We start from the raw sequence: 25,294 nt of genomic DNA on the forward strand, positions 1-25,294 counted from the left end.
TTAAAACATTATTAAAAATTATATTTAAAAATTATATTTAAATTCATACTACTAATAAAATAGGTGTTCAAATTATGAGTAACAATAATTGTTTGGAAAATTTAAAAACAGATATTGGAGATTTGGTGGAAATAACTACAAAAGCAGAAGCTGATAAATCTTCAACAACCTATAAAGGAAACATTATGCCTTGTTTAAAAGAAGACGTTATTATGATAAAAATGAGTAGCGGATACAATGCAGGTATAAAAAAGGAAAAAATCGAAGAAATTAAACTTTTAAGTAAAGGAGAAACACCTAAGCACGTTAAAACCGACTTGGAGATAAACAAAGATAAAAAATTGAAAAATATATCAATCATATCAACTGGCGGTACTGTTGCTTCTAGAGTAGACTATAAAACCGGTGCAGTTCACCCTGCTTTCACAGCGGACGACTTAATTATGGCAGTTCCCGAACTTTTGACTATAGCAAATATCTCTGGAAAGGCAGTAATGAACATATTAAGTGAAAACATGTTGCCTACCTACTGGAAAGAAGTAGCTGAACACATTGAACAAGAAGTAAAAAACGGAGCAGACGGAATTGTTATTGCGCACGGTACTGATACTATGCACTACACGGCTTCAGCTCTTCAATTTATGGTTAAATCAAATGTGCCTATTATTTTAGTGGGTGCTCAAAGAAGTAGCGATAGACCTTCTTCAGACGCTGCTTTAAACTTAATTGCTTCAACTAAATTTGCTACAGAAGGTTTAAGCGGTGTTTACGTACTTATGCACGGCGAAAACGGTGACGAATACTGTTACTTACACGAAGGCGTAAAAGTTAGAAAATTACATTCTTCGAGAAGGGATGCTTTTAAATCAGTTAACGCTCAACCTGTTGCTAAAATGAATATGCTTTCAAAAAACAAAAAAACAAACGAAAAAGACTATAAAATTGAATACCTTGCAGACGAAAGAAAATTAAAACAAAACATTATAGATAAAAACTTGAATGTGCAAATAAACACGAAATTAGAGGAAAGAGTAGCACTTTTAAAAATTTATCCAGGTATCAATTCAGATATTTTGAAATATTATGCAGATAAAGGCTACAAAGGAATCGTTTTAGAAGGTACTGGATTAGGACACGCTCCAGAAACTTTATTTGAGGGCATTAAATACGCCATAAGCAAAGGATTATTGGTTGCTATGACGACACAAACCATTAATGGAAGGGTAAACATGAACGTTTACTCAAACGGTGTAGAATTGCAAAAAATGGGCGTAATTAGCTGTGAAGATATGAACGCTGAAACTGCACTTGTAAAAATGATGTATTTATTGGCAAATTACGAGTTTAAAGAAGCTAAGGACTTAATGGGAAAAAATATTGCGGGAGAAATAACCGAATTTAGTGTAATTGATTTAAATTAAATATGATGTATCATAATGTAAATAAAATAAGATAAAAAGTAAAAATATTATGGAATAACCTTATAAAATAAACTTATAAAATAACTTCATTTAATTATTTATTTGATTATTGGTGATATTATGTCAAATTCTGATTTGAATTTAAATTTAGACTATAAAGAATTGGGTTTAAAAGTTGGTTTAGAGATACACCAACAACTAAACACGAGTAGGAAATTATTTTGTAATTGCCCTACAAAAATTAGAGATGATGAACCTCACGGGGAAATTGAAAGAGTTTTAAGACCTTCTCAAAGTGAAATGGGTCAGATTGATAAAGCAGCCCTTATTGAGTCTAAAAAAGAGAAAAACTATGTTTATCAGTACTATAACGATACAAACTGTCTTGTAGAATTAGATGACGAACCGCCTCAAGGACCTTGTGAAGAGGGAGTTTACACAGCAGTTGAAGTTTCAGAGCTTATGGACATGCACGTAGTTGACGAAGTTCAAGTTATGCGTAAAATGGTTATTGATGGTTCAAATACATCTGGATTTCAAAGAACTATGTTTATATCGCAAGATGGTAACATAGAAACAGATTATGGCGATGTTAGAATCACAAGTTTATGCTTAGAAGAAGACGCTTGTAAAAAAGTAAGGGATGAAAAAGACAAAGTAATTTACTGCGTTGATAGATTGGGAATTCCTTTATTGGAAATCACCACCGAACCTGACATTACAACCCCCGAAATGGGAAAAGAAGCTGCAAGAAGAATTGGTACAATCTTAAGGGCTACAGGAAAAGCTAAAAGGGGATTAGGAACCATTAGGCAGGACGTAAACATTTCTATTAAAGAAGGTGCACGTATTGAAGTTAAAGGGGTTCAAAATCTTGATTTAATCGAGCAAATTATTAAAAACGAAGCAATAAGACAAATTAAGTTAAACGAAATTAAAAAAGAGTTAATTGAAAGAAATGCGGAAGTAAAAACAGGTACTCAAAATATCGTAGATGTTACCGAATTATTTAAAAATACTGAATCAAAAGTAATTAAAAGTGCTTTAAAGAAAAAAGGTGTAGTTAAAGCAATTTTACTCAAAGGATTTGATGGTTTAATCGGTAAAGAAGTTCAACCAAACAGAAGATTAGGAACTGAATTCTCTGACCGTGGAAAAGTAATCGGAGGCGTTGGAGGATTATTCCATACTGATGAATTGCCAAAATACGGAATTACGCAAGAAGAAGTTGACGCACTTAAAGAATTTATGGGTGCAAATGCCGAAACAAAAGACGCTGTTATTATTGTGGCAGATAGGGAATCTAAAGCTGTTAGAGCTTTAGGTGCTGTGTTAGATAGAGCATACGAGGCCATAACAATAGGAATTCCAGAAGAAACAAGAAAAGCTTTAGAAGATGGTAATACGTCATATTTAAGACCTTTACCAGGTGCTGCAAGGATGTATCCTGAAACAGATATTCCAAACATCCCAATTAGCGATGAATTCGTTGAAAACATTAGAAATAATCTCCCAGAGATGCCAAAAGAAAAATTGGAAAGATTTATAAAAGAATATGACTTAAACAACGATTTAGCAAAACAAATGGTTATGTCTTACCACGTGGATTTATTTGAAGAGCTTGCGAAAACATTTAAAGTTAAACCGACCTTAATTGCTACAACAATTGAAGCTACAGTTAAAGAAATTAGAAGAGAAGGCTTTAACATTGAATTACTTAAAGAAGAACACTTTGAACAATTATTTGAATGTATTGAAAACGGTAAAGTTTCAAAAGAAGCAATTGTTGATGTATTGAAAGGATTTGTTGAAAATCCCTATGCAAATGTTGATAAAATACTTGAAATTAAAGGACTTAGTGCAATGTCTGAAGAAGACGTTGTAAAAGAGATAAAAAGTATTATTAAGCAAAACATTGCTGTTGTTAATGAAAAAGGCATGGGTGCCATGGGTTTATTGATGGGTAGATGTATGGCAAACTTACGTGGAAAAGCAGACGGAAAATTGATTAATAAAACATTACAAGATGAATTAAAAAGTATTGTTAATAAATAATTTACTTAATTAAATTATTTTTATTTTTACTATTTATTTTTAAAATTAAAAAAGTATGATTTTTATTTTATTATTTTATTATTTTATTCTTATTTTTATTAATTTACTATTGTAATATATTCTACTTTAATAGATTATCTACACATTATTATTTTATATTTATCTTCAATCATTTTTGCATTAATTAAAGGTATGGATTCATTTTCAGAACCTTCTTCTACCCATGTTAAACCACGATATTCTCCAGAAACGTCTATTATAGAACCTTGAATTAAGCCAGTGCCTAAATATTTAACCTTTACGTTATTGCCCTCGTAATAATCTTCAGAAATTTTTTTTGTAGCCATTATTAAATATGACCGCCCATCTGTTTCGTCAACTTCAATAATTTGACCATTATAATGAATCATTTTACCAACATATTGTTCGTTATGGTCTATTAAATCATTATAATTTACATCTATATCTACATCTAAAGCTTCCTCATTAATTTGAGAGCCATTTATTTGTTTTACTACCTCACCATCCTCTGAAGAGATGGTAACTGGGGATGGGGTAAGATAACCTATAGAAAATATAGTAATTGCGCCAATAGCTATTAAAATCACTGCTATAATTCCTAACAATGTATATAATTTGTTTTTTGGCAAACTCATAAAAAAAACCTCTGCCATTTGTTATGTATTAATAATATATCTAAATATACTTATATTAATAGTGTTTAGTTATAGTAATTAAATTAAAAAATTATTTTATAAAATAAAAAAAAGTATGATTATTTTATTATTCTTTTATTATTCTTTTATTATTCTTTTATTATTCTTTTATTATTCTTTTACTATTATTCAATTAACAATGCATGTATTGAAGGTATAGTTTCATTTTCTGAATCTTCGCCTGCCCATTTTAAGCCACTGTAATTTCCATAAACATTTATTATAGTACCGTTAGCTAGTTTATCGCCTTTGTACCATGCATTTATGTTATTGCCATTATAATAATTTTCAGAACTTTTTTTAGTAGCCAAGGTTAAATAAATATATCCTGTGCTTTCGTTAATTTTAATAATTTGACCTTTGTAATGAATTATTTTACCAACATATTGTTCGTTATAGTCTATTAAATCATTATAATCCACATCTAAAGCTTTTTCTTTAATTTGGGAATCGGTGTAATGAGTTATTACTTGCACATCGTCTGAAGAGGTGGCAACTGAAGATATGGTAAAATAACCGGCAGATAGTGTGATAATACCACCAATAGCTATCAAAACTATTGCAATTAGTCCCAATAATATGTATAATTTGTTTTTTGAAAAATCCATAAAAAACCTCGAGCCATTTAATTATACATTTAATTACATATCTTAATATATTTCAATATATGATTTAAACATGTTTATTTGAATTAAGTAATTCCTAAATTTATTTTTTTAATGGCTTAAAAATAAATTAAAAATTACAATTGGGATTAAATTAAAAATCTAAAAAAAGAAAGATATTTTAGAAGTCATGATTATGAGCTATAAATATTTATTTAGTTATTTATTAATTATTCTTCATTTAAAGGTAATTTTTCAGGGCAAACTCTTGCAAAAGTCAAATATCCTGTGTGTCCTATCATTCTTGTTGATGGTCTAACGCCTTTTTCTGAAATATCCATTTCTCTTAAGATACATTCGATTGTAATAATATCTAAGAAATTATTTTCTTTTAAAGCTTCTACAGCTTTTTTTGATTGCTCTATGTATGGAACATAAACCGCAATTCTACCTTTTGCCTTGTTTAAAGCTTGTTTTGCGTGTGGAACTACATTCCAAGGGTCTGGCATATCTAAAACAATTACGTCAACGTCTTGTTCTTCAATACCTTCTGTTATATCGCCTATTTTCTGAATTACATTATAAACTTTTTTGCTTTCAGCTACTTCGTTTACAATTGGCTCTGTTTCAACTGGTTCTTCATCTACACCAATTATTGGTTGGTTTAATTTTACAGAACCCATAATTTCAAGGTTTTTTCTTGCAATCTTTGCAAATTCTGGTCTTTTTTCGTAAGTAACTACTTTTCCTTCCTTACCGACTGCTTGTGATAAGTACATTGTTAAACCTGCTGAACCAGTTCCTGCCTCAATAACGGTTTCACCGTTTTCAATACCACAGTATGCAATTATAAGACCTATATCTTTAGGTAATAATGTTGTAACGCTTCTTTTCATCTTTTTGATGATGTCAAAAGCTGTAGGCTCAACTAAATAAAATTCGTCACCTTTATGGGTCGGTAACACGTTACCTTCGCTAACATCCGTTAAATTTGCTACACCTAAATCGTTTCCAAATTCCTTGTTTTCTTTTGCAATTAGGTATTTTTTACCCCTTTTGTCAATAACTAATTTTTTAGTCTTTGTAGAACCATCATACGTATAGTATTTCCAAGTTGGTTTTACTTCCTTTTTTTCTTTCTTTTTTTCTTCCATTTCTACGTTATTTTCTTCTTTCTTTTCTACGGATTCAGTATTTTCGTTAGTTTTAATATCTTGTGTTTCTTGTGTTTCTTCCGTTTTATTGGTCAATTCTTCATTGGTCACTATTTCACCATTATATTATAGGATAATAATATTGTAATAAATTATTGTAATAAATTATTGTAATAAGTTATTGTAATAAATTTATGAATAATATGTCCTTCTAATTTTTATAGATTTACAATTATCAAATATAAATTTTATTTTTATGGAGTTTATATTACCTATTTTACTTATTTTACTTATTCTAACTTACTTTAATTCTTTACCCATTTTAATAAATTTTCACATTTCAAATCAATATTTCCATTTTCCGAATCATACTCTTTTAAGAGTTTTTTAGTTGTATTCCAACTAAATCTAACTATATCGGGCAATTCTTTGTTATCTTCTAAATACTGTTTTAAAAACTTCTTGGTTTTTGGGTCGCTTGGGTAACCACTGCCTATTGTATAACCCATTGTATTATACTTCTCATTGTAAGAATCTATGATATTATCCCTAGTTACTTTAGCAATTATTGAAGCTGCAGAGACTATTTTATAATTATCGTCTGCTTTATGTTCTGCTATCAAATCTATGTTTTTATTGATTAATTTTGCTTTCAATTGGTTTGAAAAAGATGTTTCGTTACTACTACAAGCATCGATATATGTTAAAAAGCCATTATTTCGCCTATTTTCATCTAATCCGTATTCATCCTTGTAAAATTTATTGATTATACTTGAAAATCCATTCAATTCTATTTTATTTAAATTAATTATTTTCATTTGGTCGTCAATTTCCTTTGCAGTGACTACTACCTTATCTACTTTTGCAAGTTTTTGTATTTCTTCGTAGAGACTTTCTCGCTTTTTCTTAGAAAGCTTTTTACTATCTTTCAAATCTAAATCGTAAAATGTTTTAGTTTTTTCTTTATTGTTTAATTCCAATAGTACGCCCGCTATTACCATTGGCCCTACTACTGGACCTCTTCCGGCTTCATCTAATCCTATTACTTTAGGCGTTACAGGTGTTTCATCTATATCGTTTTTTAGCACTTTTTCACTTTGGTTATAATTTTATTTTCTTTTTTATTCTTTATTATTTTATTATTTAGTTTTCTATTATAATTGATTAGCATTTTATTTGTATTATAGGTATATAGTAACAATATATATAAATTTGAACGAGTAAATACTATAATGAATAAATATAATAGTACATTAGTAAAATTTAATAAATATGTTTAGATGTGCAAATGTGTATATATTTAAAATAAATAAGTAAATAAATAAGTAAATAAGTAAATAAGTAAACAAATAAATTCTTTAAATATTCTAACTAAATATCATATTTTAGAGTAAGAGTTATAAATTAAATTCTTGCTTATGGTGGTAGAATGATACAGAAAGAAGAAATACTTGACATATTTAGTAAATACAACAAAGATGAGATAACAATCGTAACCGTTGGTAGTCACACTTCATTACACATTTTAAAAGGTGCTAAGTTAGAAGGCTTTTCAACCGCGGTTATAACTACAAAAGATAGAGATGTACCCTACAAAAGATTTGGCGTAGCTGACAAATTCATATACGTTGACAAATTTTCAGACATCTCCAATGATGATATTCAACAGCAACTAAGAGACATGAACGCAATTATTGTGCCACATGGCTCATTTATCGCATATTGTGGATTAGACAATGTTGAAAGTTCATTTAAAGTTCCTATGTTTGGTAACAGAAAGATATTAAGGTGGGAAGCTGAAAGAGATTTGGAAGGTAAGATATTAGGCGAAAGTGGCTTAAGATTACCTAAAAAATTGGCAAAACCTGAAGATATCAACGGTCCTTCAATGGTAAAATTCCCTGGTGCGAGAGGAGGTAGAGGTTACTTCGTATGTTCCTCAAAAGAAGAGTTTGACGCAAAAGTAGCGGACTTTATCAAAAAGGGTGTTTTAGAAGAAAGCGATGTACCAAATGCACATATTGAGGAATATGTTGTGGGTACAAACTACTGTATACACTATTTTTACTCCCCATTATATAACAGAGTTGAATTAATGGGTATGGACAGAAGATACGAAAGTAATATCGATGGATTTGTTAGAATTCCTGCAAAAGACCAGATGGAAATCGAATTAAACCCCTCATATGTTATTACAGGTAACTTCCCTATCGTAATTAGAGAAAGTTTATTGCCACAAGTATTTGAAATGGGCGATAAATTAGTAGATAAAGCCAAAGACTTGGTTAACCCCGGTATGATAGGTCCATTCTGCTTGCAATCATTATGTAATGAAAACCTTGAACTCGTTGTATTTGAAATGAGCGCAAGAATTGACGGCGGTACAAATACATTTATGAATGGAAGCCCTTATTCATTCCTCTACCATGGTGAAAACTTAAGTATGGGTCAAAGAATTGCAAAAGAAATTAAAATGGCTCTTGAATTAGGAATGGAAGACAAAATATTATACTAAATAGTATACTAAATAGTATACCAAATATTATATTAAGTAAATATTTATCTTAAATTCATTTCTTATAATTTTTAATTTTAAATATAGATTGATACTATCTATCAAATTTTACTTTATTTACATATACAAGTAAAAAATTTACAAAAATTTACAAAGAATCTAAACTAATTTAAAATAATCTAAAAAATAAATAAATTTATACGAGGGTGAAATTATGCAGGAATACAAAAAAGATGTGAAAAAATTATACAGGTCTGTTGACGATAAAATGTTAGAGGGTGTTTGCGGAGGAATCGGAGAGTATTTCAACGTTGACCCAACACTTGTACGTATTTTGTACGTAGCATTAACTGTATTCACAGGCTTTATATTAGGAATTGTAACGTACATCGTTTTAGCTATAATAATACCTAAAAATGAATCTAAATTTAAGAACGAATACAAATTCAAAAATGAGCCAATAACTACATCTTTTGAGCCTAAAAAAGATGAAAACGAAGAAAATACGGAAAATACTGAAAACGAAGAAAATAAAAACAATTAAATTTTTCTTTATTTTTATTATTGCTTTTTTTTACTACTATATTTATTCTTTTTATTATTCTTTTTATTTTTTATTAATTTTTATTAGTTTTTTTATTTTATTTTTGATTTTTTAATATTTAGATTTTGGTTTTCATAATATTGAGCGTTACAAATACCTATATTTAAAATATGATTAAAAACAAAAAAATATATAGATGTAAATTAACTGATTAATTTATAAAAATTCATGTATGGGTCATATAAAAATAACCACATGTTGCAAGTAGGGATGGACGGGTGTAGGAATGAATAAAAAAGAGGAAACTTCAAAAATAGCATATTTTAGCATGGAATTTGCAATCGACCAGGCTTTAAAAACTTATGCCGGAGGTTTGGGATTTTTGGCTGGCTCGTTATTTAAAGCAGCTAATAGAGCAAATTATCCGATGGTTGGAGTATCAATTCTTTGGAGTTACGGCTACTACGACCAAATGCGAGATATTGAAGGTCGTATGGTTATTGGTAAAACACGTAAATTCCACGACTATTTGGTAGATATTGATGTAAAAGTACCCCTAGAAATTAATAGGTCTAAACTATGGGTAAAAGCCTATTTACTACCTGCAGGAATATTTAGCACTCGTCCAATTTATTATTTAACCACGGATATTCCAGAAAACGATTATCTTTCACGTACAATATCATACAACCTATATGATAGCAATAATCTTACACATATTGCTCAGGAAATGGTATTAGGTATAGCAGGATACGAAGTACTTAAAAAATGTGAAAATATAGACGTTTACCATTTAAATGAGGCTCAAGCTATTCCCTTGGCTTTTAGAATGATGGAAGATAAAGGATTGGACTATGTAAAAAATCACCTTGTATTTACCACCCATACCCCGATACCTGCAGGAAATGAAATACAAGATATTAACATATTAAACAATATGGGATTCTTTGGTAGTACGGATTTAAAAACAGCTGAGAACTTTGGTGGAAATCCTTTTAATCTGACAGTTGCTGCTTTAAAAATGTCTAAAAAAGCAAATGCAGTTTCAAAATTACATCAGCAAACCACCGAGGAAATGTGGAATTGGGTCCCTAAAAGATGTGAAATAACATATGTTACAAATGCTCAAGATGTTAATTCTTGGCAAGATGTGGAACTTAAACGGTGCGCTGAAGAAGGAGACCTTGAAAATCTACGTAAAAGAAAATTACACCTTAAAAAACAACTATATCAAGTAGTTGCTGACCAGTGCGGACGATTATTTGATGAGGAAAAACTTACCGTAGTTTGGGCAAGACGTTTTGCAGAATACAAAAGACCGTATTTCCCACTACATGATGAGGAAAAACTTAGAGAACTTATAAATTCTGATAAATTACAGCTTATATGGGCGGGAAAACCACACCCTGCAGATTTTAACGCACAAGTAACATTTAATTGGATAATTTCAAAGTCTCGTGAAATTAAAAACACTGCCGTTTTGACAGGTTACGAATTGCATCTTAGCAAGCTTTTAAAATTGGGTTCCGATATTTGGTTAAATACGCCCAAAAGACCAAATGAAGCTTCGGGTACTTCCGGAATGACTGCTTCAATGAATGGTTCTATACATATGAGTACACTTGACGGTTGGCATGTTGAATGGTTCAACGAATATCCCGACCTTAGCTTTACAATAGGCGATGGAGAAAACCTCAATGAAGATTATGAAGCCGATGATATGTATAAATTAATTTGGAAAGTAATAGATATGTACGATACCGATAAATGGTGGAAATTGGTTCAAGATAACATTTTAACTTCTGTGGATTTCTTTAACGCAGATAGAATGCTTAAAGAATACTCCAAAAGAGTTTATAACGCAGTCGATAAAAAATACGAAATTATAGATAATGACAAATAATAATTAATAATAAAATAAATACTAAATAATAGTAAAATAAATACTAAATAATAGTAAAATAAATACTAAATAATAGTAAATAATAATTTAAAAGAAATTAAGTTTTTAATTATTTACAGAATGGTTCTCTGTTATCAATACATTCTACAAAATACTTTTTAATATCTTTTTCTCCGTTTCTGATTGGAGTTAAAACATCTACTAAGTTATCGTCTCTTAAAAGACATGCTTTTAGTTGTCCGTCATAAGTTAATCTAATTCTTGTACAATGACCGCAAAATTCGGTATTGTCCATAGGTTTAACAAATTCAACTTCTAAACCATTTTTAAGAACATATTTCTTTCTATTTTGCATAAATTTCCTTGTGACAACGTCTACAGCATCTTTTGAAATTTCTTCTTCAATTTTATTTACATCTACGTGTTGTTCTTTTAATTCTTCTTCCATTGGAATAAATTCAATTACTTGTAGGATTGCACCCACTTTTGAACAATAATCCATTATCTTTGGTAATTGGTCTAAATTACATTTCATTGCAAGATAATTAACTTTTAATGGCGTCAAACCTACTTCGATGGCTTTTTCAATCCCTTTCAAAACCTTATCTACGTTTCCGCCAGTTATTTCCTTATACTGTTCTGGGTCTAAAGTATCAAGGCTTACGTTAACTCTATCTAAACCAGCTTTTTTTAGACCTTCGGCATATTTTTCTAACAATATACCATTTGTAGTCATTGAAATATCAATTATTTGTTCGTGAACAATATTTTCAACTATTTCTACGATATCGGTTCTTAAAAGTGGCTCGCCTCCAGAAATCTTTATTTTTTTAACTCCGAAATCTAAAGCAGAGTGAACAATCTTTCCAAGTTCATCGGGTTTCATCAAAGTATCCTTTCCACACCCATGACCTTCTCTGTGGCAGTAGAAACATTTTAAGTTACATTCTGGGGTTACTGATATTCTAAAAGATTTTATGGCTCTTCCATACTTGTCATGCATAATAATCACGTGGGGTAATTAAAACTAATTAATCTTTGATATAAAATAGTAATCTTTATCAGTATATTAACTTAACTATTTAAAATTTTATAATATGAATTGAAAAATAGTAATAACCTAAAAAATTAAGTAAATTAATTTATTAGATTATTAATTTATTAGATTTTTAGAGTATAATTTATTAATTATTAAGCTATTAAGGTATAATTTATTAAATTATTAGTTTTAGGCTGCTGAAACGATTTTTATAACGTCTCCGTCTTTCAATTCTTGGTCTGCACCTATTCTAATTTTTTTCTTTGCGTCAACTGCATAAATAAATTTATCTCCGATATCAGTATGTATTTTGTACGCTAATTCTTTAGCAGTTGTTCCTTTCTTAACTAAGTGTGCGTCTGGAAGTACATTTCCTTTTTTATCACAATATTTATTTTCATCCTCTACAGGGTAAACTACAATCATATCTAAAAGTTCAAAATATGCCCTATTTATTAAATCTTGAACTCCGGTACCGCCGTATTTATCAGCGTAATTTTTCATATAAAGTAATGCGTTTTTCTGTGCTTCATTTAAGCCTTTTGTTGCTTCTTCGTTTATGATAACTGTTTTACCATCATAGGTAACTAAATTAGCTTTTGATACCTTGTTAAGTGCTAATTCTATCTCTGCAGATGTTGGTATTACAAGGAAGTCTTTAAATTCTTCTTTTAATTTTTCGATATTTGCTTCAGCATCGGGATGGTCTGCCTTATTTGCAGAAATTATCATAGGTTTTGAAATCTTTCTAAGTGTTGTGGATAATTTTATCATATCTTCGTCAGTCCATTTTATAGGACTTTCGTCTAACGGTCTTATTGCAGCTAAAACCTGATTTTCAGAGATGTTTAAACCGCTAAGCTGTTCTGCAATTATTCTTGCAGGTTTTCTTTCCTGTTGTGCTTTTCTTGATAATTTATCCCAGTTTTTAGACAATATATTATAAATCCACATATCAAGCTCATTTAACAAAAATTTAACATCTTCGATAGGGTTGTGGTTTTCGGCAGGGTTTCCTTCTAAATCTGTTTTTCCACTTGCGTCTACAACCAATATGAATGCGTCAGCCTGCCTTAAATCGTCTAAAAATTTGTTACCCATTCCTTTTCCTTTGTGAGCTTCTGGAACCAATCCTGCAACGTCTATTATTTCTACAGGCACGTATCTTATCCCGTCTTCACATTTTGAGTTGTTTGGATTACAAGTTACTTTTAAATCAGTACAAGCGCACGCTTTTGTAACATATGATGTACCAATGTTTGGGTTTATTGTTGTAAATGGATAATTACCAATGTCTGCAGTGTTTTCGGTTAAAGCGTTGAATGTTGTGGATTTACCAACGTTTGGTTTTCCTACCAGTCCTAATATTGCCATTTTATCACGTTTATTTTTTTAATAATATTTTATATAACTAATAATATTTACGTAATAGTAATATTTACGTAATAGTAATATTGTATTAGTTTTATTTAATTTAGTTATATATTACTTATAAAATACATATTAATTTAATAAATTAGCGATTAACCTATTTAAATATATACATTTTAGTTTAATATTTTGGAATAAAATTCAAAAAAAATTCAAAAAGATAAAATGATAAGCTATAAAATATAAATTCATTTCCTAATGTATAAATACATTAAATAACACAAAAATTATACAGAATTATATAGAATTATATAGAATTAATGTACAATTTATACTAATCTAAGTAATTAATAGTATCGATAACAAGTTTACAACATAATGTTAACCATATTGAGGGATTCTATGGATTTTGATGATGCAGTTATTATATATAATGAAAAAAGTGGAAAAAAATATTCAGAATATCTTAAAAAAAGTTTGGAAAAAGGATTCCAAAGAGTGTGCACATCATACGATATTTCAAAATTAAATGAAATTGAAATAAAAAAAGAATTTATTAATAGCTGTTATGTGATAGCTTTATTAACTGATGACTATAAAAATACGTCTGATGACTATAAAACTAGTGCTATCAACGCCATAGGTAATGGTAACAATTTAAAGTTTAATAAATTAATAAGACTGTGCAAAAAATCTATAGAATTAGAAAAACACCTTATGGTGTACGTATTAGATGATTTAAATCTTGAAATATTTTCAGATTTAGAAAATGATGAAAATAAGATTGATAAAAATAAATTTGTATATAATGGATTTAAAGACTCTTATGAACTAACCGATAGTGTAAATTATGCTATTACTGGAATTAAGGAAAATATGGAAATATCAATTAATAAATTATGTGATTCAAAATTCAATCTTGCAAATTTATATGTATTTTTAAATTTTTTGGAAGATGCGTCAAATGAATATGAATCAATTTTAGAATTGTGTCCCGAGTATGGTAATGCCAAAAATAACCAGGATTTGATTAAAAAATACGAATTACGTAAAAAATATGAAAGTAAATATTGCGCTGAACACGTTGCTATTGAAGATAAAGAAAATAACGAAAATAAGGGATGTAATGAAGAAATAATTTTAGAAGCAAATAATATTGAAACTAAGGAAAATAATGAAACAGATAATCTTGATGATATGGTTCATTCAATAAAAGAAAAATTAAAAGAAGAAGAAGTTTTACATAAATTTGAAACTTTGGAAGGCAATTTGAAATTTGAAATTCCTCCATTATCTGAGCTAAAAGAAGACTCACTTCAAGAACATCAAGCTCAAAACATAAATGAGAAAAAAGATGATTTAGAAATTGGATTAAATAAAATTGAATTAAATAAAGTTAAAACTGAAGATGAAGCAACTGAAGAATTAGAAAGTTATAAATTATCAGGTAGTGCAGTTAAAAAAGAAAATTGGCCTAAGGTAAAACCAGAAGTAAAAATTGAAATTCACGAACAAAAAATAGATATGAATGAAGGAATTCCTGAAAAAGAAATAATACGAACTGAAAAAGCTCTAGACGATGAAAGCGATATTGTAATAAACTCCTATGAAGATACAGAGCAAACTGAAGAAGTAACTTCAAAAGAATTATGGCATAAAACAAAAATAACCCCATTACACTCTTTAAAACCTTTTGAAAGTATAGAATCTTACAATCGTATGGAAGAATCCGAAGATATGAAACCTTCAGAACTCGGTGGAAGTAAGAAAGATTTAAAAGATTTAAAAGATTTAAAAGATTTAAAAGATACGAGGATAATTGACGAACTAAAGAAAAGTATCGATGACGAAAATATCCACGACAAATCCATGGTTGAACACTACCTTGAAGGGCTAATGGAAGAAATATTCCCTAAAAAAGAAGATGAAGAGTCATCTGTAATAGAAAAACAGCAACCTGAACGAATAAAATATATTGAGTATGATAAAAAAGAACAATTTAATAAAAAATGCTATGACGAGGATATTTCAGAAAATAGTATTGTTAGCAAAAAGAATATAAAGGAGAAGGACCACATAACAAGTCAAAATCATTTAAATGATTATGATAATTACCAATATAAAAATCAATATATAAAAAACGATTCAGATAACGAAAAAGAATATCAAAAGCTTTTAACAAAAGCAAATGAATATTACTCGTCTGGAGACTATAAAAACGCTGAAAAAAATTATAGGAAGGCAATAACGATGCACTCAAATGTTGCAGAAGCACATAATAATTTAGGTTGCCTTTTGGACAATTTAGGCAACCTTGAAGAAGCAGAACACGAATACAGACAGGCATTAGAGGTGGACCCTCAATATATGAAAGCACATAATAATTTAGCTACAATCTTAGGTCATATGGGTAGATACGAAGAAGCAGAAGTACAATACAATAAAGCTTTAGAATTAAACCCTGATTACTGGGAAGCAAGGTATAATTTAAGCATGATGCATGCTTCAAACAACGAATATGAACAAGCAATTAGCGAAATTAAAAAGCTTTCAAAATATTTTAGGAAAAACGGAGAAATTAAAGAAGCTTTACAATTGAAAAAATTTGTAAAATCTTTAAAAAAGATGGCACACCTTGAATCTGACGAAGTCAAAAAAGAAAGTAAATAAGTAAATAAGTAAAAAACGAATAAAAAGAATAAAAGATAAGAATTAATTTAAAAATTTAAAATTAGTTCTTATTTTATAAATTCTAAAATTTGGTTGTATCTGTTTTCGATTCTTTCTATTAGTTCTAAATCATAATCGTGCGTTTTTAAAATACATAAATTACTGTCAAATTTATCTTTTAAATTTAAATCATCTATTTTATCTAAATCATAATCTGGAACAATCACTAATTTTTGTAAATCATCCATTGTGTTACTCCCCAAATTTATTAAACAACCTGCTCTGCAAATTTCATCAATCATTTCTAAATTAACTTTACAATTGTTTAAACCTAAGTCATCTAATATCTTTTGAATAAAAGACGTATTCGTTATAATAATATTTTTTGAATTAAAATTATCGACTAATTCCTTAATTTCGTTATCAGAATGGATTTGCGTATTCATTTCACTTAGTTGATTAACACTTTCATCTATCTTCTGACAATTTCCGATTTTTAGTTGCTTTAAATCGTTTAATGTGTTTATCAAACTGCCTATTGTGACCGCACTTACTTCTACAATTTTATCTGGGTTTGCACCGGTATTATTTGAAACTCTTTTCGTGTAACCTTTCGATATTATGATATAATCATAGTAATCTGAAACGTGTTTTAAGTCACTATCTTTTTTATAGGGGTTTATTAACTCATAATCATCGTCATCTACCCCGATTAAATCCATAAGTTCTTGATACATCTTTGTAATTGCTAACATCTAAAATCTTCCTTTTAATTTTTATTATTTTATTATATTTTTATTATATTTTTATTATTTAGTTTTATTTAGTTTTATTTTTATTTTAATTATTAAATAACCTTACTTAATTTATTTACGGCATTAATAACGTCAGTTTCTTTAACGCCGATTGAAGCATTCATAACTACGTAATTATACTTGTAATCTTGCATGTAGCAGTTTCCAAAATGGTCTGTGGTTTTTATACCTCTTGGACCGGTAACCCTAAGATTATATAATTTTGCGGAAACGTCGATAGGGTCTTTTTTTGTAGTTATACAAGAAGCTATAGGACTATCAACATCTAATTTTTTATTTTCAGTTTTATTTGCTAAATCAACTAATAATTCATCCAACAAATTTTTGTTCTTAACTTGTTCTTTCATTAAATATGTATATTTATCCATACCCATTGATAAAAGTGATACAAACGTGTTTACGATAGGAGTTGCGGAAGCTCTACCCGGATAGGTTAAAGAAACTTCTTTTAAGAAATTTTTATCTTTTGAATAGATAATTCCTCCACCGATTGGAGTCATTAAATTTTTATCTGTGGAGCTTACAATGGCATCAACTCGATACTTTAAGGCTTTTTTAAGTTTATCGAGGTATTTGTGGTTTTGTATAGCATACGCCCCATTTATAATATGAGGAATGTTATTTTCCAGACAGTACTTGGAAATTTCTTCCACATCGTCACTTCTACGAGGTGGGAAAAATGTTAAGGTACTTAAAATTACGGGATTTTTACCATCTTTTAGCTCTTTTTCAGTTGCTGATATTATATCTTCGACAGGTATTTCTACGCAATCATCTTTATCACTTAATTTGGTCTCTACAAACCTCATTCTCATTCCTACGAAAGAAGTAGACTTTATAGGACTTTTATGAGACGCGTAAGGGTAAATTACCACATTTGCACCGTCGTATTTAGAATACTGCTTTGTAGTAATTTTAGTATCCTTATCCATTTTTGAATTTTCAACTAAAAATCCACGCTTTAAGGCACTTAAACATAATGCAATTGACATTCCCGTCGATACAGGCGTTGCTAAAGCATTAACATTTACATTTAAGTTTTTTAAAAAGCTTTCTAGTATTTTATTTGTTAATGCGTACATAGCACTTGCCCCGGGTGCTTTAGGCTGTGGGTCTACTAGATTTCCACTCCTACCGATGCCATGACAAAAATTAGACGATAGTTTCTTATGTATTTCTGATGAAATTCGAGCCTCTCTTTCACCAACACGTATAGCTTTTGGGTCTTTATCTGTGTCCATGTTTGCCAAGAAATTTAAAAGTAACTCTATTTTTTCGTCACTTAAACCTTTTTTAGGCATTTTTCGCTGATTTAATATGTTTTCTATTTCTCCGAGATTATCGGATAAGATGTTTAAGCCCCGTTCTTCCATATTTTTAGGTATAGTTCCTTTAATATTGATATCAAGCATTTTTTCACATTTTTGGCATATCGTTATTTATTTTTTTTATTTTTAATTTTTTACTTTTTTACTTTTTTACTTTTTTATTTTACGAGTATTTATTAAATTATGATTATATAAAAATAGCTATTTAATTATTCTAAATTTAAAAATATGAACCAAAACTAACATAAATATTTAAAAATGAAAGAGGGAAATAAATTATATTTTGATAATACTTTTCTACTTAATAATTAATCGATAGTACTTTCATCTAGTAATCGATTAATACCTTCAATTACGGCTTCTACAGAGGCGTGAACCACATCTTCACTAGTAGATTTTGCAGTTACTATCTTTTTGTTATTTTCCAATTTCACGGTTACATCCGCAATAGCGTCACTACCGCCGGTAGCTGCATTTATAGTGTACTCGATAAGTTTTGCCTTTACAGTCTCGCCGACAACTGACTCTAGAGCTTTTAAAGAAGCGTCAACTGGCCCAACCCCCATTTGTGAAGATTTATATCGCTTACCTGCAATATTAACTGCCACACTTGCTGTAGGGATTACATTTATACCAGTTACAACTGCTAGTTGCTCTAAATTTACCACACGTTTAGATTTAAGTACTTTAGATGTAACATCTTTTATAATTGCCCTTAAATCAGCATCAAGAACTAATTTTCCCTTATCCCCAAGTGCCTTTATTTTAATAACTATTTCTTCAAACTGTTCGTTAGATAGATTTTCACCCACAATCAAACCCATTTCCTCAAGTTTTAACTTTATAGAGTGCGTACCTGCGTGTTTTCCTAAAACTAATCTTCGTTTATTTCCAACCTTTTTCGGGTCAATTGGTTCATATGTAAGTGCATTTTCAATTACGCCGTGAGTATGTATTCCACTTTCATGTGCAAAGGCATTTCTTCCAACTAATGGTTTATTTGGGGCTATTGATATGTTAGAATAATGAGAAACTAATTTTGAGATATCATACAACAGCTCAGTTTTTATATTGGTACGTATAGTCATTTGTTCGTCTTCATCGTCATATAAGAACTTTAAACTTGAAACAAGCTCTGCAAGGTCTGTATTACCTGCTCTTTCACCTATTCCATTAATAGTACAGTGTACTTGAGATACTCCTTGTTCAAAAGCTGTCAATGAGTTAGCCACTGCTAATCCAAAGTCATTATGGCAATGTACGGATAAATTTGGCATTTTTAAGTTGTTATTATTCTTATTATTTGGATTATTACTTATAGTATTACTTAAATTATTAGTTAAATTATTAGTTAAATTATTATTTAACTTATTAGTTAAGTTTTTTATTAAATATTCCATTTTTTTAGGGGTTAAAATACCCACAGTATCTGGAATATCAATATAATCTGTTTTCGAAGATATTGCTTCAGTATATACTTCGGTTAAATAGTCAAGCTCTGTCCTTGTGGCATCTTCTGCCGAAAACTCCACATTTAAACCGTGTTCCTTTGCATAAGTTATTGAATCGGAAACTATTTGTAATATTTGCTCTTTTGATTTTTTTAATTTATATTCTCGATGTAATTTGGATGTTGCAATAAATAAATGTATATTATCTAAATCGCAATCTATAACGGTGTCAATGTCTCCTTTTTGACACCTTGAAAGCCCACAAATTTTTGCGTTTAAATTTAATTGTTTTATTTTCTTAACGGCTTCAAATTCACCGTTTGAAGATATTGGAAACCCTGCTTCTATTACATCTACGCCTAATTCGTCTAATTTACTAGCTATTTCTAATTTAGCATTTATTGGAAATGATATTTCCGGAGTTTGTTCCCCGTCCCTTAGTGTAGTGTCAAAAATTTCTAAATTTCTTATGTTTTTATTTCTATTATTCTTTTTTAGTCCGTTGTTTTTCATACATCTCACGAGATATCGTAATTTATTATTTACATTAAATCATTACTTTTTTACTTATGTTATATATTTGTTTATATGTTTAACATTGTGGTAATGATAAATACTTTGTTCGATATAGTAATATATTTATAACGATTATAATTATATTCATTATTTATGAATTAATTTTAAATATAGGTATTTAGTTAAATATATACAATTAAATAGTAATTTAAAACCAAATAGTTAATAATAATTGATACATCGATAAATCAATATAACACTTAAATTTATAAAGTAAACTAAATAATTATATGTTCAGAAATTGTTATTTTGGCGTAATTATTTTATTTGTTGTGATAATATGATGAGAGGAAAAGATGCAACACTACACGCGATATTAAATACAATAATTGAAGATGAACCTGAAACTCAGGACGAAATCGCTGAAAAATTAGACGTCAGTAGAAGATACGTTGCAAAACTTTTAAAACCCCTTATAGATGATAAAGTGGTAAAACACCCGTACGTATTAAATATTGATAAATTACAAGATTATGGAAAATATATCGAAGAAGAAAAGTTTTTTGGACAAATAATTAACTCATTGCACGAAATGGGTAATTGCGTAATGGAACATAACGCTAAAATAATAAATGCGCTTAATACTAACGATATAGAAGAAGCAAAATCAATTATAGTTATGGACTACATGTTAAATCGAATGGAAGATGAATTAAACTTAGTAATAAAGATGAAATACTCAAAATACTTGACAAATGAACAAATTTTACTTATAACGTCCATAGCTTCAAATATTGAAAGGTGTGGAGATTATTTATCCAATATTGCTGAAGAAATAGTTGATGGACTAGTTATTAATGAGAACATTAAACCAGATATCCACGAATTACAAAAAACCATGACTAAAATGTTTCCTATTGCTATGCAAATGGTGATTGATAGAGAAGTAAACATGGATATTTACGAGCAAGAAAAGAAATTACATAGAATTATTGACAAAGTATTAGATAAAATAAGTAACCAAACCCCCGAAATTAGCAATATATTAAAATATATTGAATTTGGAATGTTTTTAAAAGATGTAGAAAGATTTGGCGATAGAAGTATTAAAATTTATGAATTAAGTAGGGAATTACACTATAACATCCCATCTAGTACTAAAATTCCGGAAAACGTTAGAAATGGATAATTATTATTATTATTATTATTATTATTAATTTTAGTTTTTATTTTTATTCTTATTTTTATTCTTATTTTTATTCTTATTTTTATCGATATATATTACAATTTACAAAGTATTTTCCCATTATAATTTATGACTTTTAAAGATTCCAATGGTGTTTCATTAGATAATGGCTGTATAACAAGCTTACAGTTGTTTAATTTTGCAATATTATATATATCATTCTGTAAATCACGCGGTGGTCGTACAGAATAGATTATATCATATTCTCTGTACAAACTATGATTCGGGTTAAAAAGGTCATCTTTGAAAGCATCTAATCCCAAATAATTTGCGTTATCAATTGCTTTTTGGTTAAAATCCATTACTGTAACGTTATAATTATTTTTCTTTAATTTTAAAGCCATTTCAAAGTAAAAACCAACGCCCAATTCCAAAATTTGTAAATCTGGATTTTCAAAAAGATAATTTTCCAAAAGATAATCATATAAAGGTTTTACAAGATTAAATTTTTCTTCCTTAAACTCTTTTACAATCATTTTATCACTTTATTCTATTTTTATTTTATTATTTTTATACCATATTTCTAGATAATTTTTCTAGTACCGAGTAAATTAGTTTTAATTCTTTCTTTTACATCTTTGGAGATTCTAGCGTCATCTACGGCGTAGACTTCCATTTTTGGGATAATTACTCGTACCACGTTTACATCATCCACGGTAGCCTTATTTAAATTTAATACAACGATTTTATCGAATCCATTATCTTTTAACATAGTTTTTACAGTTTCGATATCTGTTTTTAAGTCATAGCTTGCACAATTCTTTATTTCTGCGATATCTATTTCTTCTTTATGATTAAACCATCTTCTTTGAATTCTCTTCATTCTGTCGTATTCTACCTTACGGATTAAGTCTGCCCTTACAGTGTCCTCCCTAGCCCCGTGAATTTGAGTTGCTCTACTTTGTGCCACTTCAGTTAATGCTCTTATAACTGCTATTTCAGGGTCTAAATGGCAACCTACACCCATACATAAAAGTGCAGGGTCTTTAAGCACGTCTTCATCACTTATGCACGCAACTGTAGGTATGCCTACTTCACTTGTTAAGTCTTTGATTATGACGTTTATTTTTGCTTTTCTAAATTTTAATAGCATTTCGTGTATAAGGGGGTTTTTTGCATTTTGTAAATTTATTTTCCTGTATGTATTTCTTGATAATTCAGAAATACTCCACGCGTCACGCTCTACTACTTCCAGTATTCCGTGAAAGACTGCTTCTTCGTAAGAATTACCGGACGCTAAACCATTTGTATTACTTCTAAATAACCATTTGCCAGTATTTGCCTCATAAGGGTGAAATACACTGTTTGCGGGTACGTCTACGTACTCATCGTTTGTTATATCGTAACCTTCAACCCATTCAACCGCTGAAAGATTTAAATTCGAATTATTTAAACTATAATTATCATCTAACTTACCATTATCCATATTCGTATTATTATCTTTATTTTCTTTATTTTCTTTATTTTTATGTTTATTATCCTTATCAGTATTATCCTTATCGTTATCTGCATCAGTTTTTGGATTATTGTTCAATTTAGGGGTTATCAACATATTTAAATTTGGTATTATTAATTCACTTAATTCCAATGGATTTTTTGGATTATTAGTTGATTTTAAAAGCGTATGTTCGTCTTGTTCAGCACAATATCTCTCTATTGCTTCCATTGACGAAGAAACTTTTGCTTGTGTTTCTGTTGCTCCCTTACCCGCATATACGCTTATAGCCCCTTCTTTAGCTTCTGGACGTATTGAAGAATAAACAGGTATGCCAATACGGTCAAGACCGTCAATCCTAGCTGTTCTAGTCACACCAATTCTTTTTAAGATTGGTTCTACCTTTTCCATTGTTTCTTCAGGAGTACAAAGTCTGTATGCCGCCAAAGTGTAATTTATTTTGGTATTAGTACTATTAGTATCGGTAATATTTTTTGAATTAGTATCTTTTTGCAAATTATCCATGGTATCACAATAATAATTTAATAAATATAATAATTTAATATTATTCTATTATTTATAATAGTTTTAATTTAGATAAAACAGTATTTTTATCCAAATCTCTAAAAAATAATGTCTTTTGACTATTTGTGGAGCCAGTGGCTATTTCCACGTCTGTTTTTAAATTTAACTCTGATTTTATAAACTTAATAATAGCTTTATTTGCCTTACCTTCAATAGGTTGTTGTTTTATACGTATTTCTAACCTTTTACGCCATTCGTTTATTTTTCCGATTTCGTTAGTCCGCGCATTTGTAGTAACGTCTATATTTATATAAGTGCCGTCAACGGCTTCTTTTACTACTTCATCCAATAAATTGGATTTGGATTTAGTTTCTTTTGGTGAATTATTCATCTTATCGCGTTTAATGGATTTATAGATTTTAATATAAATTGTTAAATTTCTAATATTGATTATTGAGTAATGATTTATAAAAATACGGTATAAATTATCGAATATCTTGTATAAATTATTAATTATTTAAAATCTTAAAATTCTGTAAAAAAAGTAAATTAAATGATGATGAATGAATTAATAAATTAAATATTTTTATAATAAGTGATTTGGTACGATATCTTTTGCAATTAAATCTGCTAAAGATTCTCTTTCACGTATTAAGTTAATTTCTTTTTCATTGGTCAAAACCATAGCTGGTTTTCCCCTTGAATTGTAATTATTTGCCATACTTATACCGTAAGCCCCTACATCAAGTACTGCGACGTAATCTCCAACTTTTATTGTTGGAATAGTTCTGTCTTTTCCAAAAACGTCTGAACTTTCGCATAAACCACCTGCAATATTTAAAACTTCCTCGGTTCCATCTCTGATTGTACAAGGTGTTATTTCGTGGTATGCCTCGTAGATTGCTGGTCTCATCATATCATTCATACCTGCGTCAATCATTATCCAATTAGCTACTTTTGTTTCTTTTCTGTGGATTGTTTTTCCAACTAAAACGCCCGCAGTTCCTACGATACTTCTACCTGGCTCTACGATTAAGTTTGGAAGTTCTATTTTATCGCTGTAACTTACGATTGTGTCAATTACAGCTTTTGCGAGGTCAGCTTGAACTGGAATTTCTGTATTTTTATCGTATGGGATACCTAAACCGCCACCGATGTTGAGGTCTCTTACTTCTATGCCCTCTTCTTTTAAAGTAACAATGAATTCCATTAATTTGTGTGCTTCTTCAACGAATGGGTCAATTTGAGTTAATTGTGAACCAATGTGACAGTGGATTCCTACAAATTTTACGTTTTCCATTTCTTCAGCCATTTTTATGGCTTTTAAAGCTGTTCCATCTTCTATATCCAATCCAAATTTATTTTTCTTCAAACCTGTTGAAATTTTAGGGTGGGTTTTAGGGTCAACGTTTGGATTTACTCTAAACGCTACGTTTGCTATTTTTCCCATTTCCTTTGCAGTTTCGTTTATAAGGATTAAATCGCTTATACCATCTACGTTAAAAGCTCTAATGTCTGCTTCTATACCCATTTTTATTTCTTCAACTAATTTACAGTTTCCATTAAATACTATTTTACTTGAAGGCACTTTTGATAATTTAGCAATGTAGAGCTCTCCACCGCTTACTACGTCAGCCCCACAGCCTATTTTGTTTAAAAGTGTTGTTATTGCAAGATTTGTATTTGCTTTGTATGCAAATGAAAATATTACTTCTTTTCCTGTTTCTTTGGTGTACCTATCGAATGATTGAGTATATTTATCAAAATTACTTTTTATTTGAGTTTCACTCATTATGTACAAAGGAGTGCCGTATTCTTTTGCTATTTCTTCGATTTTATAGCCATCGATGTGTAATATACCATCCTTTTTGGATATCATGTCATTTCCGAGAAAAATGTTTTCTTGTGAATTTTTTACCACGGTCTCACCATAAGTAGTTTTTAAAACATTTGATTAGCAAGTATTTAAAGTTTTGCAGTTTTAG

Annotated in this window: 20 protein-coding genes; 7 read left to right on the forward strand and 13 right to left on the reverse strand. The window is 29.4% G+C overall.

Annotated features, from left to right (window positions below):
* The first annotated feature begins 74 nt into the window (after positions 1–74).
* Positions 75–1,421: a Glu-tRNA(Gln) amidotransferase subunit GatD gene (gene gatD, locus M2325_RS04330; RefSeq protein ID WP_259051495.1), complete on the forward strand. Its 1,347-nt coding sequence runs from the start codon at positions 75–77 to the stop codon at positions 1,419–1,421.
* A gap of 120 nt (positions 1,422–1,541) precedes the next feature.
* Entirely contained in the window at positions 1,542–3,476 is a 1,935-nt protein-coding gene (gene gatE / locus M2325_RS04335) for a Glu-tRNA(Gln) amidotransferase subunit GatE (RefSeq protein WP_259051510.1), read from the forward strand.
* A 134-nt stretch (positions 3,477–3,610) separates the two neighbouring features.
* Here the strand turns inward: gatE and M2325_RS04340 are convergent, their stop codons facing one another.
* From M2325_RS04340 to rnhB, 4 genes are all read right to left on the reverse strand, one after another.
* Positions 3,611–4,132 (reverse strand): hypothetical protein, encoded by a 522-nt coding sequence (locus M2325_RS04340; protein ID WP_209590889.1) that lies wholly within the window; start codon positions 4,130–4,132, stop codon positions 3,611–3,613.
* A gap of 185 nt (positions 4,133–4,317) precedes the next feature.
* The gene (locus M2325_RS04345; protein ID WP_209631780.1) at positions 4,318–4,800 is read right to left on the reverse strand and encodes a hypothetical protein; all 483 of its coding nucleotides are present in this window, start codon (positions 4,798–4,800) and stop codon (positions 4,318–4,320) included.
* 227 nt (positions 4,801–5,027) lie between these two features.
* Positions 5,028–6,062: a tRNA (adenine-N1)-methyltransferase gene (locus M2325_RS04350; protein ID WP_259051513.1), complete on the reverse strand. Its 1,035-nt coding sequence runs from the start codon at positions 6,060–6,062 to the stop codon at positions 5,028–5,030.
* Positions 6,063–6,256: 194 nt separating this feature from the next.
* Complete coding sequence (rnhB, locus tag M2325_RS04355) at positions 6,257–7,039, reverse strand: ribonuclease HII (protein WP_209590891.1); 783 nt, start codon at positions 7,037–7,039, stop codon at positions 6,257–6,259.
* Between the two features lie 341 nt (positions 7,040–7,380).
* Here rnhB and M2325_RS04360 point away from each other — a divergent pair, with 341 nt between their 5' ends.
* From M2325_RS04360 to glgP, 3 genes are all read left to right on the forward strand, one after another.
* Complete coding sequence (locus M2325_RS04360) at positions 7,381–8,466, forward strand: formate--phosphoribosylaminoimidazolecarboxamide ligase (RefSeq protein ID WP_209590892.1); 1,086 nt, start codon at positions 7,381–7,383, stop codon at positions 8,464–8,466.
* 214 nt (positions 8,467–8,680) lie between these two features.
* On the forward strand, positions 8,681–9,010 hold the full coding sequence (locus M2325_RS04365) for a PspC domain-containing protein (RefSeq protein WP_259051516.1): 330 nt from the start codon (positions 8,681–8,683) through the stop codon (positions 9,008–9,010).
* 286 nt (positions 9,011–9,296) lie between these two features.
* On the forward strand, positions 9,297–10,913 hold the full coding sequence (glgP, locus tag M2325_RS04370; protein ID WP_209590893.1) for an alpha-glucan family phosphorylase: 1,617 nt from the start codon (positions 9,297–9,299) through the stop codon (positions 10,911–10,913).
* Between the two features lie 109 nt (positions 10,914–11,022).
* On the opposite strand, the gene moaA is transcribed toward glgP, so the two are convergent.
* Entirely contained in the window at positions 11,023–11,916 is an 894-nt protein-coding gene (gene moaA, locus M2325_RS04375; protein WP_209590894.1) for a GTP 3',8-cyclase MoaA, read from the reverse strand.
* A 225-nt stretch (positions 11,917–12,141) separates the two neighbouring features.
* A complete protein-coding gene (locus tag M2325_RS04380) occupies positions 12,142–13,326 on the reverse strand; it encodes a redox-regulated ATPase YchF (RefSeq protein ID WP_209590895.1) in 1,185 nt (394 codons plus the stop codon).
* A 399-nt stretch (positions 13,327–13,725) separates the two neighbouring features.
* Between M2325_RS04380 and M2325_RS04385 the strand changes: the two genes are divergently transcribed.
* Positions 13,726–15,993: a tetratricopeptide repeat protein gene (locus M2325_RS04385; RefSeq protein ID WP_259051519.1), complete on the forward strand. Its 2,268-nt coding sequence runs from the start codon at positions 13,726–13,728 to the stop codon at positions 15,991–15,993.
* A 68-nt stretch (positions 15,994–16,061) separates the two neighbouring features.
* Here the strand turns inward: M2325_RS04385 and M2325_RS04390 are convergent, their stop codons facing one another.
* From M2325_RS04390 to M2325_RS04400, 3 genes are all read right to left on the reverse strand, one after another.
* Positions 16,062–16,748 carry a hypothetical protein gene (locus tag M2325_RS04390; RefSeq protein WP_209590897.1) on the reverse strand — a complete coding sequence of 229 codons (687 nt, stop codon included), beginning with the start codon at positions 16,746–16,748 and terminating at the stop codon, positions 16,062–16,064.
* Between the two features lie 92 nt (positions 16,749–16,840).
* Positions 16,841–18,220 (reverse strand): O-phosphoseryl-tRNA(Sec) selenium transferase, encoded by a 1,380-nt coding sequence (gene spcS / locus M2325_RS04395; protein WP_259051522.1) that lies wholly within the window; start codon positions 18,218–18,220, stop codon positions 16,841–16,843.
* Positions 18,221–18,444: 224 nt separating this feature from the next.
* A complete protein-coding gene (locus tag M2325_RS04400; RefSeq protein ID WP_259051535.1) occupies positions 18,445–20,100 on the reverse strand; it encodes a 2-isopropylmalate synthase in 1,656 nt (551 codons plus the stop codon).
* 343 nt (positions 20,101–20,443) lie between these two features.
* Here M2325_RS04400 and M2325_RS04405 point away from each other — a divergent pair, with 343 nt between their 5' ends.
* On the forward strand, positions 20,444–21,292 hold the full coding sequence (locus M2325_RS04405) for a PhoU domain-containing protein (RefSeq protein ID WP_209590900.1): 849 nt from the start codon (positions 20,444–20,446) through the stop codon (positions 21,290–21,292).
* A gap of 92 nt (positions 21,293–21,384) precedes the next feature.
* On the opposite strand, the gene M2325_RS04410 is transcribed toward M2325_RS04405, so the two are convergent.
* The 4 genes from M2325_RS04410 to lysA all read right to left on the reverse strand — a co-directional run bounded on the left by M2325_RS04410 (position 21,385) and on the right by lysA (position 25,188).
* On the reverse strand, positions 21,385–21,825 hold the full coding sequence (locus tag M2325_RS04410; RefSeq protein WP_209590901.1) for a UPF0146 family protein: 441 nt from the start codon (positions 21,823–21,825) through the stop codon (positions 21,385–21,387).
* A 47-nt stretch (positions 21,826–21,872) separates the two neighbouring features.
* Complete coding sequence (locus tag M2325_RS04415; protein WP_374759684.1) at positions 21,873–23,195, reverse strand: YcaO-related McrA-glycine thioamidation protein; 1,323 nt, start codon at positions 23,193–23,195, stop codon at positions 21,873–21,875.
* Positions 23,196–23,361: 166 nt separating this feature from the next.
* On the reverse strand, positions 23,362–23,700 hold the full coding sequence (locus tag M2325_RS04420) for a DUF167 domain-containing protein (RefSeq protein WP_259051548.1): 339 nt from the start codon (positions 23,698–23,700) through the stop codon (positions 23,362–23,364).
* A gap of 195 nt (positions 23,701–23,895) precedes the next feature.
* Positions 23,896–25,188 carry a diaminopimelate decarboxylase gene (gene lysA / locus M2325_RS04425; protein ID WP_259051920.1) on the reverse strand — a complete coding sequence of 431 codons (1,293 nt, stop codon included), beginning with the start codon at positions 25,186–25,188 and terminating at the stop codon, positions 23,896–23,898.
* Positions 25,189–25,294 lie beyond the last annotated feature (106 nt).

The organism is Methanococcus voltae PS (assembly GCF_024807035.1).
Lineage (GTDB): Archaea > AGJL01 > Methanococci > Methanococcales > Methanococcaceae > Methanococcus > Methanococcus voltae.

What these genes read in the sequence shown, in the direction of transcription:
- M2325_RS04410 (WP_209590901.1), bottom strand. Translation starts at nt 21,825, where the DNA reads ATGATTGTAAAAGAGTTTAAGGAAGAAAAATTTAATCTTGTAAAACCT.
- gatE (WP_259051510.1), top strand. Translation starts at nt 1,542, where the DNA reads ATGTCAAATTCTGATTTGAATTTAAATTTAGACTATAAAGAATTGGGT.
- M2325_RS04380 (WP_209590895.1), bottom strand. Translation starts at nt 13,326, where the DNA reads ATGGCAATATTAGGACTGGTAGGAAAACCAAACGTTGGTAAATCCACA.
- M2325_RS04385 (WP_259051519.1), top strand. Translation starts at nt 13,726, where the DNA reads ATGGATTTTGATGATGCAGTTATTATATATAATGAAAAAAGTGGAAAA.
- M2325_RS04390 (WP_209590897.1), bottom strand. Translation starts at nt 16,748, where the DNA reads ATGTTAGCAATTACAAAGATGTATCAAGAACTTATGGATTTAATCGGG.
- spcS (WP_259051522.1), bottom strand. Translation starts at nt 18,220, where the DNA reads ATGCTTGATATCAATATTAAAGGAACTATACCTAAAAATATGGAAGAA.
- M2325_RS04415 (WP_374759684.1), bottom strand. Translation starts at nt 23,195, where the DNA reads ATGGAAAAGGTAGAACCAATCTTAAAAAGAATTGGTGTGACTAGAACA.
- glgP (WP_209590893.1), top strand. Translation starts at nt 9,297, where the DNA reads ATGAATAAAAAAGAGGAAACTTCAAAAATAGCATATTTTAGCATGGAA.
- M2325_RS04345 (WP_209631780.1), bottom strand. Translation starts at nt 4,800, where the DNA reads ATGGATTTTTCAAAAAACAAATTATACATATTATTGGGACTAATTGCA.
- moaA (WP_209590894.1), bottom strand. Translation starts at nt 11,916, where the DNA reads ATGCATGACAAGTATGGAAGAGCCATAAAATCTTTTAGAATATCAGTA.
- lysA (WP_259051920.1), bottom strand. Translation starts at nt 25,188, where the DNA reads ATGATATCCAAAAAGGATGGTATATTACACATCGATGGCTATAAAATC.
- M2325_RS04340 (WP_209590889.1), bottom strand. Translation starts at nt 4,132, where the DNA reads ATGAGTTTGCCAAAAAACAAATTATATACATTGTTAGGAATTATAGCA.
- M2325_RS04420 (WP_259051548.1), bottom strand. Translation starts at nt 23,700, where the DNA reads ATGAATAATTCACCAAAAGAAACTAAATCCAAATCCAATTTATTGGAT.
- gatD (WP_259051495.1), top strand. Translation starts at nt 75, where the DNA reads ATGAGTAACAATAATTGTTTGGAAAATTTAAAAACAGATATTGGAGAT.
- M2325_RS04360 (WP_209590892.1), top strand. Translation starts at nt 7,381, where the DNA reads ATGATACAGAAAGAAGAAATACTTGACATATTTAGTAAATACAACAAA.
- M2325_RS04365 (WP_259051516.1), top strand. Translation starts at nt 8,681, where the DNA reads ATGCAGGAATACAAAAAAGATGTGAAAAAATTATACAGGTCTGTTGAC.
- M2325_RS04400 (WP_259051535.1), bottom strand. Translation starts at nt 20,100, where the DNA reads ATGAAAAACAACGGACTAAAAAAGAATAATAGAAATAAAAACATAAGA.
- M2325_RS04405 (WP_209590900.1), top strand. Translation starts at nt 20,444, where the DNA reads ATGATGAGAGGAAAAGATGCAACACTACACGCGATATTAAATACAATA.